The organism is Nocardiopsis halotolerans DSM 44410 (assembly GCF_000341065.1).
Classification (GTDB): domain Bacteria; phylum Actinomycetota; class Actinomycetes; order Streptosporangiales; family Streptosporangiaceae; genus Nocardiopsis; species Nocardiopsis halotolerans.
Map to the genome: position 1 here is coordinate 1 of NZ_ANAX01000107.1, position 12,056 is coordinate 12,056.

The following is a 12,056-nucleotide window of genomic DNA, read 5'->3' on the forward strand; positions in this document are numbered from 1 at the left end:
AGCGGCAGCAGCATCCCGGCGGCCACCGGGCCGAGCAGCCCGGCCACCGCCCAGACGCCCCGGGAGTCCATGAGCCAGAACCCGGCCAGTTCGTACAGGTAGCGCAGCGAGAACGAGACGAGCGTGGCCAGGAAGGCCGACGCCAGCACGGCGGCCCAGCGGAGCGGATCGTCGGGCAGGACCAGGTCGAACAGCAGCATGCCGACGGCGAAGGTGGGCACTCCGCGAAGGACGAGGTTGAACGTGGCCCGGCCCAGGTCCTCCGCCAGCCACCAGCCCTGGAGGGATACGGGTCGCAGCAGGTCGGTGCCCACGGCGCCGGAGCGGATCCGCTCGCCCAGTTCCAGGGGCGGGCCCATGACGGCGACCATGCCGAGGAGGGCCTGACCGACGAACACCTGGGTGACGGCGTCCCCGACGTCGTAGCCGTTGATCCGGGGACGCGCGGAGAACAGGGCGAGCATGACGGTCGCGTTGATGACCCCGAAGACGGAGTTGGTGAAGATTCCGGCGAGCGTGGCCGCACGGTAGGTGGAGTAGCGGTGCAGCCCTCGGGCGTACACCGCGAGGTAGACGCGCACGGGCGTGGGCTCCTCGGTGGGTCGAGACGTGCAGGTGGTGAACTACCGGTCTCGACACCGGGGGGAGCCGGGGAGACACGGGGGTCCGGCACGTCCCTGACGCTCTGGAGGCTCAGGTCCGGGTCGCCGCGAGTGGCGAACATAGCACAGCCGTGCCCGCCTTCGGTGTGCGTTGGCTGGTGTCGGCCAGTCCGGGGCCGTCCGTGCTGACGGGGGCGGGGTCACACCGGTGTCTCCCCGGTCACCGGTGGACGCGCACCGCCCCCGTCGTCCCACCCGACCCGGCCCCTCCCCTCAGCGGGGCCACAGGGGTCAGGCGAGTCCTTCGCCTCCGCCGCGGTCCGAGACCGGCCGCTCCGCAGGCCAGGAGCACCAGCCCCGTGAGGAAGAGGCCGATCCGGTTGCCCCGCGCCGCCCTTCGGGCCTCACGGCGGGGAAAGCCGCGGATCGTGGACGGGGCCGGTGCGTCCGGGGCGGACGCGGCGCCGGCCATGCTCACGCCTCCTCCCGTACGCGCGTGCGGACCCTCGGAGCGCTGATCGGGAGGAGCTCCTCCAGCCTCCGGCGCACCGCCGCGTCCACCTCGTCCCGCAGCCAACCGGCGCCGCGCATGTGGGTGCGGGCCTCCACGCGCACCGTGCGGCGGCCCACCCTCACCCGTGCCCGCGGACGCCGTCGACCCCGTGCGCCGAGTCGGCGAGGAGGTCGCGCAGGGCCCGCCTGGACGGCCCCACGACCATGTCGCGGTCGTCGGTCCGCAGGACCATGCGGCCGCCGAATCCGGGAAGCGACGCCGCGACCAGCAGCATCAGGCCCAGCACGGCGGCGATGGCGGAGGCCAGCATGGCTTCGGGGGCCTCCCACGGGGCCGTGGCGGCCCGGGCGGTCACCCTGTCCACCACGGGGAGCGGCGCGGGGCGGCCGCTCAGGCTCGTGGTGATCACCGCGAGGGCCAGTCCGGCGACCACCGCCACCGAGACGGCGACGACGACGGCGGGAAGGGACCGGCGGGGCCGGAAGACCCGCACCGCGGTCCGCCGCGCGTCCCGCTCCTCCTTCCGGCTCCCCGGACGGAGGGCGTCCGGAGCGGCGGTCGGGGACGCCCCGTCGGCTTCCGCCTCCTGGAGGAAGGTCATGTCCGCTGCCTCCGATGGGTCAGCGCACCCGCGGCGCGGGTGCGAGTTCGACGATCTCCACGGACACGCCGCGCGCCGCGGCGCTGGTGGACGCGGAACCGGGGACGCGCTCACGTGCGGCGCCGGAGGCGCGCGGCCCCGCCTCCCACGTGGCGCACGCCCCGGACCCCACGGGCGGCCCTACCGGTGATCCTCGCGGCCATGGTCTGCTCTCCTCGTTCACTGCGGCGGCCACCCGTCGTGGCGCCGTCACGGGGAGGACACCGGAAGGGGGCGTGGGCTCACGGTCCCCTCATGGTGACCTGTGTCACTACCAGTGTGCGGGAGGCGGGAGCGTGGTTCTCCGTGTTCGGACGGAAACCTGCGGTAGTTTCGCTGTGCGTGCGTACGAGGAGGGGCGGGCACACCACCGATGCACTGGGAAACCGCACTTCCGGAGAGCGTGCTCGTGGAGCGCGCCCAGGACGGTGACGACAGGGCGTTCGAGACCCTCGTCCGCCGGCACCAGGACACCGTCTACCGGATCGCCCTGCGGATGCTGCGCGATCCCGCCGACGCCCGTGACGCGGCCCAGGAGGCGCTCATCACCGCGTGGCGCAGGCTTCCCGAGTTGGCCGACCCCCGGAGTTTCCCCGCATGGCTGAACCGCATCGTGGGACGGCGCGCCCTGAACGTGCTGCGCGACCGCGGACCCGTGGAGACGGTCGAGGACGGGGAGCGGCTGGAGTCCCGGGAACCCGGGCCGGTGGGGGAGACGCTCGCCGGCGACCTGCGCGGGGCGCTGCTCCACGCGCTGTCGGGACTGCCGCCTCCGCAGCGGATCTGCTGGGTTCTACGCGAAATGGAAGGATTGGGTTATGAAGAGATAGCGGAGATCGTCGACACGACCCCGACCGCTGTGCGTGGACGTATTCACCGCGCGCGTACCCATCTCGTGGAGGCGCTTGAGCCATGGCGGTAGATCCGTCCGACGACCACGACCGACTGTCCTGCGGAAACTCGGTCGACGCGCTCCTGGGCGACATGCTGTCCGGTGGGCTCACCGAGCACGAGTCCGCCTGCGAGTACTGCCGGGCGCAGGCGGACGAGCTGCGTCCGCTCGTCGACGCGGTGCGCCGGGACGGTGAGGAGGAGGCCACCGCTCCTCCCGGACTGCTCACGGACGTCATGCGCGTGGTGCGCGCGGAGCGGCGCTCCGAGGGAACCATCGTCCTGACCGGGCCCGGACCCGGTGGTACCGAGGTCAGGGAGTCAGCCGTGGCGGCCATGCTGCGGACCTCCGCCGCGTCCGTTCCCGGGGTCGTCGTCGGGCGCTGCCGGGTCGAGCAGACGCGTGAGGGCCTCTCCGTCCGGGCCACGGCGCGGATCGCCGTGGGCTTCCCCATCCCCGACGCCGCCGACGCCGCCCGCCGCGCCATGCGTTCCCTGGCGGAGCAGCGGTTGGGCCTGCCCGTGGTCCGGCTGGACATCGACGTCGTCGACCTGGACGATCCCGACCGGGGCCGGTGAGCCCCTACCCGTGAACGGACCCGGCCGCCGTGTCAGGAGAGGGACGGGACGCGCCGGGTCACCGCCCGTCTCCCCGCTCCTCGTCCCGCCAGGGCCGGGGCACGCCGTCGGCGGGGCGGACGCGGTCGTCGCACAGCGCCAGCCAGTCACCGCGCGCGGGGACGAGTGAGAGCACGACCAGGGTCAGCCCCACCGCGGCGAGCAGGGAGGAGGCGAGCATCATCTCGGGAGCCGCCCAGCATTCGGCGGCCTCGGGAAGGTGGGCCCAGAGGGGCACCATCTCGTGCAGGGGACGCCCCACCAGGGTGGTGACGATCTCGGCGGAGGAGACGAGAGTGACCACGGCGGCGATGGCTCCGGTGACCAGGAGGGGCGTGGGATGCCGTGCATGGAGCGTGCGCACTGGTGCTGCCGTGTTGTCGTGGGTCCGTGCGTCCGGTGTGCGGGTTCCGGCCCGGAGACCGGTCCTGGTCACATCGCGCTTCATGTTCTCCGTGTGCTCCATGCGCTCGTATGGGCGAAGTCTGTCCAACAGAGGGTGTGGTCATGGGCAAGGCACACCAGTGCCGTTCCATCGCATGTTAAAAGGCAGGTTGGGTGCAACTCATTCCGCGTATGGGCACCGACCTGCGAAGACGTTGCTCATGGCCGGAACGCTCCCGGGGTGCGCCACCGTCGCGGAGGTGGTGGAGCGGCGGTGCCCATGGGGATTCGGTGGGGAACGCCCCACTCGGAGTCGCCTGGAGCCCGCGCGTGTGGCTTGTGCCACACCCGGTCGCCACCTCGTCGTGGCGCGTCGCCTCCCCCTCACCCCGGCCGGGTGCGGAGCCGGGGGTGCGTCCCGTGTGGGGTGGCCGGTGTCACCCCCATCCGTTACCGGGCCTTCACACGGAGGTGAGCGGGCGCAACGTCTCCCTGGGACCTTCGGAGCATGGACGTTTCCGAAGGCCGGCACGGAACCGACGACCACCGCCACGGCTTCCTCGGCCGCGAGGCACTCGACCTGGGCATCCTGCTCCTCGCCGCTGGCGCGGCGCACCTCGTGGTGCTCTCCCTCGGGCACAGCGACGCGGGTGTCCGCGTACTGATCGCCGTGGGACTGCTCCTCCTCGTGGTCTCGGCGATCCACCGGTGGCGCCGCCACAAAGCCGCGTTCACCACGCGGACGTCCCGGAACGCGCGTGCGGGCGGTTCCCCGGCCGAGGACGAGCCGGTGGCCCCGGACGGGGCGCCTGCCACGGAGAACGCGGAGGGCGCCCCCTCCGAGGACCTGCTGTGGAGCGTCCGCGTGACGGTCGCCGACGTGCCCGGAGGCTTGGCCGCGCTCACCGCGCGGTTCGCCGCCCTCGGGATCGACATCCGGCTCATGCAGGTGCATCCGGCGGGGACCGACGCCATAGACGAGTTCTTCGTCAGCGCCCCCGCGCGCGTGGACGAGGGCGAGCTGTACACCGCCGTACGGGAGTCGGGAGGACGTGACGCCGCCGTTCGCCGGGCCGACGTGCACGAACTCAGCGACACCACCAGTCGCACCCTTGCCATGGTCGGCGCACTGGTCACGGGGGCGACCACTCTGGAGCGCTCCTTGCTGTCCCTGGCCTCGGCCCGGGAGGTCGAGTACACCGCCGCTCCTCTCCCCGGAAGCCCCCGGGAGGACCTGTCCGGCACGGTCATGACGCTTCCCTCGCCCGACGGCGGCGTTCTGACCGTCCGCAGGGAGGGGGTCCCCTTCACCGCCGTGGAGTTCGCGCGCTGCCGGGCCCTGGCCCACGTCGCTTCGTCCCTGCATGTGTGCCCGCACCGGGGATGAGCCGCCCGCTCCGGGAGTTGTCCACAGGCGACGCGGATCCGGGAGAATCCTCGGATGTGTGGGTAAGGATGGACGTATGGCAACCCCCCGATCACTCCCCGCGTCACACACGACACGAACCCTCCTCCTCGCCCTGGCCGCGGCGTTCGCGCTCGTCCTGGGCGTCACCCTGACCGCCCCGGCCGCGCACGCCGCCGCACCGACCCGGGTCGACAGCGGCCCGGAACTGCGCCGGGGCGGCTCCGGGCCCGAGGTGGCCGCCGTCCAGGAGCGCCTCTCCGAGCTGGGCTACTGGATCGACGGCGTGGACGGGCTGTTCGGCTTCCACACCGAGCAGGCCGTGGTCGCGCTCCAGAAGGCCGCCGGGATCGCCCGCGACGGCGTCGTGGGCCCCGACACCCGTTCCGCGCTCGCCGGGGGCGTGCGTCCGGAGGCCACGAGCACCTCCGGTGACCTGCTGGAGATCGACCTGGACCGGCAGCTGCTGCTGGTGGTGTCCGACGGCGAGGTGGAACGCGCGCTCAACACCTCCACCGGATCCGGCCAGCCCTACGAGGCCGCGGACGGCGGCGAACGCATCGCCACCACCCCGACGGGCAGCTACACCGTCTTCCGCGAGGTCGACGCCTGGGACCCGGGCCCCTACGGGGCGCTGTACAGACCCATGTACTTCAACGGCGGCATCGCCGTGCACGGGTACCCGGTCGTTCCGCCCCAGCCCGCCTCCCACGGTTGCGCCCGGGTGAGCCTGGCCGCGATGGACTGGCTCTGGGAGAGCGGCAACATCGACGTGCACACCACCGTCCTGGTGCGCTGATCCGTGCGGCCCGGTCCCGGGGCCCGCACCACCGTCCGCGGACGGAGGGGAGGAAATTCCGAAAAAACGGACGCACTCGCGGTTGAATGCGCGTCCGCATTCCGGAGAACGGCACGGGAAATCCCCTGAGGGATGTTCTCCACCATGAAAGGAGGGTTTTCCTCTCCCGGTTCCCCGGTGCGGATTCCGCTGCCGGTGAGCTCCGGGATTCGCCTCCACGTGTGCGGGGGATCGGACCAGTGGTGCCCGCCGGGCGGCGCGGATTTTCGCCATGCGGTGCCCCTGGGGCCGGTGCGCCGCCCGAGGAACCGGTGTGCCGTCCGGAACCTGCCATCGGACCGAGGAGGTCAGGGGTATGTCCTTCCGTATCGCCACGGAGCCGGGGGACCCGGCCCGTCCCAACGAGGACTTCGCCGCGGCGACGGCCACCAGCGCGGTACTCCTGGACGGGGCGAGCGCGCCTCCGGGGGTGGAGACGGGCTGCGCGCACGGGGTGGCCTGGTACACCCGCAGACTCGGCGCGTTCCTGCTGGCCGGGGCCGACGCGGGGCTTCCCCTGCGTGAGGCCCTGGCCGAGGCGATCGCGACCGCCTCATCCCTGCACGCGGACACTTGCGACCTCGGCAACCAGGAGAGCCCGTCGGCCACGGTCGTGGCGGTGCGCGCGGGCGCGGACGGACTGGAGTACCTGGTGCTGTCCGACTCCGTGCTGCTGGTGGAGGAGGCGGACGGGGTGCGGGTGCTCACGGACACCCGTCTGGACGACCTCAGGGACGAACTGGCCCGTCGGTTGCGGCCGAGAGACGCCATTCGCGCCCTACGCAACGTGCCCGGCGGTTTCTGGACGGCGGGGGCGGACCCTCGGGCAGCCGGTGAGGCGCTGTCCGGAACCATGCCCGCGGGCCGCTTCACCGCCATGACCGACGGAGCGAGCCGGGTGGTCGACGTCTTCGGTGACCTGGATTGGGGTCAGGCGTTCGCCCTGGTTTCGGACAAGGGCCCGCACGCACTGCTGGACCGGGTCCGCGCGCTGGAGGCCGCTGATCCGGAGCAACGGAAGCATCCGCGCGGCAAGGGGAGCGACGACGCCACCGTGCTGGCGTGGACACCGGAGGACTAGTTTCGGACAGCATTAAATGGCGTATTGGGTCCATCTTATTTTGAAACCCCTGTGACCGTTTCCCGTGCCTTCCCAGGTGGTGACGCTCGCGGGCATTGTCTCCACCGAGGACGTTTTCGCGGAGGCGTCAGATGGCCTTTGGCGGATTCTGCGGCAAAAGTTCTCCTCTGTGACGGCAAGGGCGGAGGCGTCGCATGAGAGGGAGACCAAGACCTCTCCGAAACCGGGGCCCGGGGCGCTTTCGTGTGTCGTGTCGGTCCGGTAGATTTATCCGTAACCGAACAGTCGGAGTTCTTCCCGCGACAGCCGGTCTCCGACCTCCGGTGTTCTCTCCACCCCCGTGTTCCCGTGTGCGCCGAACAGGCGCATCGCGTACGAAAGAACCCTGTGACGTCGATTTCGACTGGTGAAAAGGAGAAGGTGTGACCACCACGGGCGTCCTCGAACCCACCGGACCCAACCGCGCCCTTGGCCGCACCAGTTGGTTGGACCGGGTACTGGCGACCCCCAGTGCCGTCGTCGAGCGCCACTCCACCGTCCGGGCCCTCGACGGCTACGAGCGCCGCCCCAACCCCCTGAACGCCGAGACACCCGCCGATTTCCTGCTGACCATGCGCCGCTACCTCGTCTGGGCGGGCGACTGGTCCTACCTGGAGCTGGAGTACCTGTGTGGGGGAGCGGTGCGGGGATCCACCTTCCGTGACGTCCTGGAGGGCACCCAGCTGCCCAGGTACGTGTTCCTGATGGCCTTCGTGACCGCGTGCGCCGGTGAGGACGCGGGCGAACTCCAGCGCTGGACGACCGCCTGGCGCAGGCTCCGGTCGGCCGGGTACTGATTCACTCCCCGGAGGATCCACGGACGCCCCACCGCGGCGCACCAACCCGTGAGGTGACGGACCCATATCCGCTGGCCTGGTGTTGTGTCCTTTTCCTTCCTCAGTGCCACTCGCACCTTGTTCGTAGTGGTTTGTCCGCCGGATCGCACGCGTTATGGCACACTTCCGACGATTTGTCTCGGCTCGCCCTCCGGCCAGGGTGGTGGCGAGTCCGCAGCGAGCGCGGCGGGTGCCCGGAAGGAAGGACCCCTCCGTTCACGGCGGAGGCGGCCGAGGGGAAACACCCATGAACGTCCGTCGTATCGCGGCCATCGGCGTCGCCGCTCCCGCGTTCGCCCTCCCGACCCCCGTCACCCGAGGGGGAAGAGGCCGTCGACGAAGGCGTTGCGGAACTTCCCTGTCGGGTCGAGGTCCCGCATCAGACGAGCGAAGTCCGCGGCGCGCTCGTACATGGCGGCGATGTCCGGCGCGGCCGTCGTGGTGAGCTTGCCCCAGTGCGGGCGCGCGCCCAGCGGCAGCAGGCGTTCCTCCACCGCGGCCAGGACCGGTGTCACGGCCGCCAGGTCCTTGACCCAGGTGAAGTGGAAGGCGACGCAGTCCCGGCCGTGGGCGGGGCTCAGCCACAGGTCGTCCGCGCGGACCGTCCGCACCTCCGCGGTGTGCAGCACCGGGGCCACCAGGCGCCCGATCCCGCGGAGGGCGGTGAAGGCGTCCCTCGCGTACTCCCGGGGCACGTACAACTCGGACTGCAACTCCTCACCCGCGCCGCTCGGCTCCAACCCGGGCCGGAAGTGGGGGAGGCGCTCGTGCCAGGGGCCGACGACGCCCATCTGCTCCGTGCTGGACTCCGTGGACATCCCCGGAACGGGGTGCATCGGCCGCTGCGCCGGTCGACCGCCGTCCCACCCGGCCCCGGGCCGGTCGGCGCGCTGCTTGAACCACACGACGCCCTCGTCGCGCCAGTCGGTGAACAGACTGACGCTGTAGGCCGCCCCGAACACGTCGTCGACGTGGTCGGCCGCCTCCTCCAGCGGGACACCGACACGGACTTCCTGGAACATCTCGAACGCGGGCTCGACCTCCAGAGAGAGCCGGGTGACGATGCCGAGCGCGCCGAGCGCGACCACCACGCCGGGGAAGACCCCGGGATCCGCGTCACGGCTCAGCCAGGACAGGCCGCCGTCGGGGCCGACGAGCTGCACCGCGCGGACGGCGGCCGACAGGCAGCGCTGGCCGTCACCGGATCCGTGCGTGCCGGTCGCGCAGGACCCCGCGACCGAGATGTGCGGCAGTGACGCCAGGTTGGCCAGCGCGAACCCCTCGGCGTCCAGGGCGGTGACCAGCTCGGCGTAGCGCGTACCCGCGGTGACGGTGACGGTCGAGTTCCCCGCGTCGATCACGGTCTCCTCGGGCAGGCCGTCCAGGCGCACCAGGTCCTGGTCGGAGTCGGCGACGAGGTTGAAGGAGTGCCCGCTGCCGAGGGCGCGGATCCGTGCGCTGTCACGCACGAGGCGGCGCAGTTCGTCGACGGAACCGGGCCGGTGGACCCGTGGACTGCCGAAGGTGACGTTGCCGGCCCAGTTGGTGATCTGCGAGCGGGGTGCGGACATGGGCCCTCCGTGGGTGGGGCGGGCGCCGTGCGGTCCCGGTCTCCCCGGGAGCCGCCACGGCAGACGGCACACCGGAGGATAGCCGGGAGGCTGACGGCCAACGGGCACGGGACCCCCGGTCCACGGCCTCCCGCCCTCCGCGCGAGCGTGCGGGCGCATGCCCGCGCACAGGCACGAGTCCCACGACGGTCCGGGACCGACGGACATGACGCGGGTCGTCATCCGCGAATCGACCGGTCTGTTCGACGACCGGCTCGCCCTCTCCGCCGCGGACGGGGAGGGCCGGCGGTCGCCGGACTCAGGGAAGGATCGAGTCGACGTAGCCGCCGTCGACGCGCACCGCGCCGCCGGTGGTCGCGGAGGCGAGGGGCGAGGCGAGGTAGACGACCAGGTTGGCGATCTCCTCGGGTTCGATGAGGCGCTGTAGCAGGGACTGGGGCCGGTGCTCGACCATGAACGCGCGCTGTGCCTCGTCCCAGGGCAGCTCGTCGCCCACGAGTTCGCGGACGAATCCCTCGACGCCGCCGGTGTGGGTCGGTCCGGCGATGACGGAGTTGACGGTGACACCGGTGCCCGCGGCGTCCTTGGCGAAGCCGCGGCTGACGGCCAGCAGCGAGGTCTTCGACATGCCGTAGTGGATCATCTCGGCGGGGATGACCACCGCGGAGTCGCTGGTGATGTTGAGGACGCGGCCCCAGCCCCGTTCCTTCATGCCGGGCAGGTAGGCGCGGATGAGCCGGACGGCGGAGAGGACGTTGACCTCGAAGTAGCGGCGCCACTCGGCGTCGTCGATCTCCAGCGGGTCCGCGGAGCCGAAGATCCCGAGGTTGTTGACGAGGACGTCGACCGCGGGCGCGGCCTCCAGTACGGCGGCGGCGCCCTCCTCCGTCGCCAGGTCGCCCACGGCACCGGTGACGTCGTCACGGCCGGAGGCGGCGCGCACGGTACGGACGGCCTCCGTGACGCGCTTCTCGTTCCGGCCGTTGACGACGACCCGGGCTCCGGCTCGGGCCAGGCCGAGGGCGATGGCGTGTCCGATGCCCTGGGTGGAGCCGGTGACCAGGGCCGTACGGCCGGAGAGATCGATCTGCATGAGGCGTTCCCCTCGTCGGGTTGTCGGGACTGTGGAACGGCACCCGGTGTCCTGGTCTCAGCCGCGGACTCCGAGGAACAGTTCCGAGGTGTAGGCGACGTTCAGCGCTCCGCCTCGTGCGTGCTCCGCGCACAGGTCGCGCACGAGGTCGAGGAAACCCTCGCCCTCCTCGAAGATGGCCCTCTGGACCTGGGTCGAGGAAGAGGACATGCGGACGAAGTCGTCCACCCGCACCGAACGGGTCCAGCGCACCATGCGCGTGTCCACCCGGCCGCCGGAGGGCTCGAAGCCAGCCGCGATCTCCGACCCGATGTCGAAGTCGCGGTACCCGCGGGCGTAACCCGGGCTGTGTTCCTCCAACAGGGACTCGTATGCGTCGAGGAACGCGCTGGACGCGTGGTCCCGGTTGTTCTGCATGACCGCCAACAGACCCCCTGGTGCCAGAGCCGTGAGACAGGCGGACACATAACGCTTCCGGTCCATCCACTGGTAAGCCTGTGCGGCGACCACGAGCTGTACCCGCTGGGGGAGTCCCTCCAGGAACTCCTCCGCGCCGCCGACCGTCCACTCGACTTCCGGGAACTTCTTCCGCCCCCTGTCCACCATGTCCTGGGACACGTCCACCGCGAGATAGCGGGTGGACGCGTCCAGTGCCGGCACCAGCCCCTCAAGGGCGATCCCGGTGCCCGCGCCGGTGTCGACCGCCGTCACCTCCGCGAAGGACGTGAGCTCCGCCGCGATGGTCGCGAAGAATTCGTCGGGGTACCGGGGGCGGTAAAGGTCGTAGTCATCGGACAGGCCGTCGAACTTCTGCCGCGCTCTCACGCTCGCGTTCCCTCCCTGTCAGCCGTTGCCGGGTTTCCCCCGGCAAGCACTGAGGAGAGCATCCCACCCGAGCGCACCATGTCGATCACGAGCTGGGGCACGGGTTCCTCGGCGAGCACGTCCGCGGCGAACGACCGATGCGGGTGCCTGCTCGCATGGACACCCACAGCGGCCCGGGTGCGTCCGCCCTCGGCGGCGTGCCCCGGCTCCTGATCGACCAGGACGTCGACCGGGGCCGACGACACGACCGAGGATGTTTCCGAGTACGCCCTCATGAACTCGTGGGTGTAATCCGCGAAGTTCGGAAAGGAGCCCCTGGGGATGAAACGAGTCCCCAGGGTGGAGAGTCGGCAAGTATTCTCACCATTGGATACGGGGGTGCCTGGTCCGCTGCTGTTCGAAAACAATTTTCCCTTCGTCCGGGTTCTTGCTTTCCGCGGGGTGCCCAACGGGGGTGCAGGGGTGAATGTCCGTTTCCGGGGTCTTTGGTTTATCCCGCCCCGCCGCGCCCGTCGCTTTCCGTGACACTGAACAGCAGGTATGCGTGTCGTTCGGTGTCCGGCGCGCCATGGGCCGGAATTGACCGCAGCCATGTTCAAGGTCAGCTGGGACCCGTCGGCGAATGAGGGGACCGGTGGACATCGAGCGCCGCTGGGGCGTGCGCGGCTCCTACGGGCGCGTTGGTGGGCGGGCGGCGGACCGGTATCCGCGTTTGGAGG

The 12,056-nt window shown here is 71.4% G+C and carries 14 protein-coding genes; 6 read left to right on the forward strand and 8 right to left on the reverse strand.

All coding sequences use genetic code 11. The features are described 5' to 3' along the window. The 3 genes from D455_RS0108620 to D455_RS29715 form a co-directional block, all read right to left on the reverse strand. Nucleotides 1-581 (reverse strand): ABC transporter permease (locus D455_RS0108620; protein WP_017570338.1); only part of this gene is annotated, 581 nt, incomplete at its 3' end. Between the two features lie 495 nt (nucleotides 582-1,076). Next, nucleotides 1,077-1,232, reverse strand: coding sequence for a DUF6286 domain-containing protein (locus tag D455_RS35210; RefSeq protein ID WP_241480208.1), 156 nt, complete (start codon nucleotides 1,230-1,232; stop codon nucleotides 1,077-1,079). A gap of 2 nt (nucleotides 1,233-1,234) precedes the next feature. Then, nucleotides 1,235-1,717, reverse strand: coding sequence for an Asp23/Gls24 family envelope stress response protein (locus tag D455_RS29715; protein ID WP_017570340.1), 483 nt, complete (start codon nucleotides 1,715-1,717; stop codon nucleotides 1,235-1,237). 412 nt (nucleotides 1,718-2,129) lie between these two features. Between D455_RS29715 and D455_RS0108635 the strand changes: the two genes are divergently transcribed. Then, on the forward strand, nucleotides 2,130-2,678 hold the full coding sequence (locus tag D455_RS0108635) for an RNA polymerase sigma factor (protein WP_017570342.1): 549 nt from the start codon (nucleotides 2,130-2,132) through the stop codon (nucleotides 2,676-2,678). Further along, complete coding sequence (locus D455_RS0108640; RefSeq protein ID WP_017570343.1) at nucleotides 2,669-3,226, forward strand: anti-sigma factor; 558 nt, start codon at nucleotides 2,669-2,671, stop codon at nucleotides 3,224-3,226. The genes D455_RS0108635 and D455_RS0108640 overlap by 10 nt, the downstream gene beginning before the upstream one ends. Before the next feature lie 58 nt (nucleotides 3,227-3,284). On the opposite strand, the gene D455_RS0108645 is transcribed toward D455_RS0108640, so the two are convergent. Beyond that, nucleotides 3,285-3,713 carry a hypothetical protein gene (locus D455_RS0108645; protein ID WP_026122447.1) on the reverse strand — a complete coding sequence of 143 codons (429 nt, stop codon included), beginning with the start codon at nucleotides 3,711-3,713 and terminating at the stop codon, nucleotides 3,285-3,287. A gap of 444 nt (nucleotides 3,714-4,157) precedes the next feature. Here D455_RS0108645 and D455_RS0108650 point away from each other — a divergent pair, with 444 nt between their 5' ends. The 4 genes from D455_RS0108650 (at nucleotide 4,158) to D455_RS0108665 (ending at nucleotide 7,809) form a co-directional block, all read left to right on the forward strand. Then, nucleotides 4,158-5,036, forward strand: a complete 879-nt coding sequence (locus D455_RS0108650) for an ACT domain-containing protein (RefSeq protein WP_017570345.1) — start codon at nucleotides 4,158-4,160, stop codon at nucleotides 5,034-5,036. A 76-nt stretch (nucleotides 5,037-5,112) separates the two neighbouring features. Continuing rightward, entirely contained in the window at nucleotides 5,113-5,853 is a 741-nt protein-coding gene (locus D455_RS0108655; RefSeq protein WP_017570346.1) for a L,D-transpeptidase family protein, read from the forward strand. Nucleotides 5,854-6,208: 355 nt separating this feature from the next. Continuing rightward, nucleotides 6,209-6,973 carry a protein phosphatase 2C domain-containing protein gene (locus D455_RS0108660; protein ID WP_017570347.1) on the forward strand — a complete coding sequence of 255 codons (765 nt, stop codon included), beginning with the start codon at nucleotides 6,209-6,211 and terminating at the stop codon, nucleotides 6,971-6,973. Nucleotides 6,974-7,395: 422 nt separating this feature from the next. After that, a complete protein-coding gene (locus tag D455_RS0108665) occupies nucleotides 7,396-7,809 on the forward strand; it encodes a hypothetical protein (protein ID WP_017570348.1) in 414 nt (137 codons plus the stop codon). 350 nt (nucleotides 7,810-8,159) lie between these two features. Here D455_RS0108665 and D455_RS0108670 read toward each other — a convergent pair whose 3' ends face one another. The 4 genes from D455_RS0108670 to D455_RS0108685 all read right to left on the reverse strand — a co-directional run bounded on the left by D455_RS0108670 (nucleotide 8,160) and on the right by D455_RS0108685 (nucleotide 11,612). Then, the gene (locus D455_RS0108670; protein ID WP_017570349.1) at nucleotides 8,160-9,419 is read right to left on the reverse strand and encodes a D-arabinono-1,4-lactone oxidase; all 1,260 of its coding nucleotides are present in this window, start codon (nucleotides 9,417-9,419) and stop codon (nucleotides 8,160-8,162) included. 298 nt (nucleotides 9,420-9,717) lie between these two features. After that, nucleotides 9,718-10,512 carry an SDR family NAD(P)-dependent oxidoreductase gene (locus D455_RS0108675; RefSeq protein ID WP_017570350.1) on the reverse strand — a complete coding sequence of 265 codons (795 nt, stop codon included), beginning with the start codon at nucleotides 10,510-10,512 and terminating at the stop codon, nucleotides 9,718-9,720. A gap of 57 nt (nucleotides 10,513-10,569) precedes the next feature. After that, nucleotides 10,570-11,337 (reverse strand): class I SAM-dependent methyltransferase, encoded by a 768-nt coding sequence (locus tag D455_RS0108680; RefSeq protein ID WP_017570351.1) that lies wholly within the window; start codon nucleotides 11,335-11,337, stop codon nucleotides 10,570-10,572. Next, a complete protein-coding gene (locus D455_RS0108685; RefSeq protein ID WP_026122448.1) occupies nucleotides 11,334-11,612 on the reverse strand; it encodes a hypothetical protein in 279 nt (92 codons plus the stop codon). The genes D455_RS0108680 and D455_RS0108685 overlap by 4 nt, the downstream gene beginning before the upstream one ends. Nucleotides 11,613-12,056: the final 444 nt, after the last annotated feature.

Bases quoted from the DNA above. Each gene is read 5' to 3' on its own strand.
- D455_RS0108640 (WP_017570343.1), top strand. From the start codon at position 2,669: ATGGCGGTAGATCCGTCCGACGACCACGACCGACTGTCCTGCGGAAAC.
- D455_RS0108675 (WP_017570350.1), bottom strand. From the start codon at position 10,512: ATGCAGATCGATCTCTCCGGCCGTACGGCCCTGGTCACCGGCTCCACC.
- D455_RS0108685 (WP_026122448.1), bottom strand. From the start codon at position 11,612: ATGAGGGCGTACTCGGAAACATCCTCGGTCGTGTCGTCGGCCCCGGTC.
- D455_RS0108635 (WP_017570342.1), top strand. From the start codon at position 2,130: ATGCACTGGGAAACCGCACTTCCGGAGAGCGTGCTCGTGGAGCGCGCC.
- D455_RS29715 (WP_017570340.1), bottom strand. From the start codon at position 1,717: ATGACCTTCCTCCAGGAGGCGGAAGCCGACGGGGCGTCCCCGACCGCC.
- D455_RS0108670 (WP_017570349.1), bottom strand. From the start codon at position 9,419: ATGTCCGCACCCCGCTCGCAGATCACCAACTGGGCCGGCAACGTCACC.
- D455_RS0108650 (WP_017570345.1), top strand. From the start codon at position 4,158: ATGGACGTTTCCGAAGGCCGGCACGGAACCGACGACCACCGCCACGGC.
- D455_RS0108660 (WP_017570347.1), top strand. From the start codon at position 6,209: ATGTCCTTCCGTATCGCCACGGAGCCGGGGGACCCGGCCCGTCCCAAC.
- D455_RS0108655 (WP_017570346.1), top strand. From the start codon at position 5,113: ATGGCAACCCCCCGATCACTCCCCGCGTCACACACGACACGAACCCTC.
- D455_RS0108645 (WP_026122447.1), bottom strand. From the start codon at position 3,713: ATGAAGCGCGATGTGACCAGGACCGGTCTCCGGGCCGGAACCCGCACA.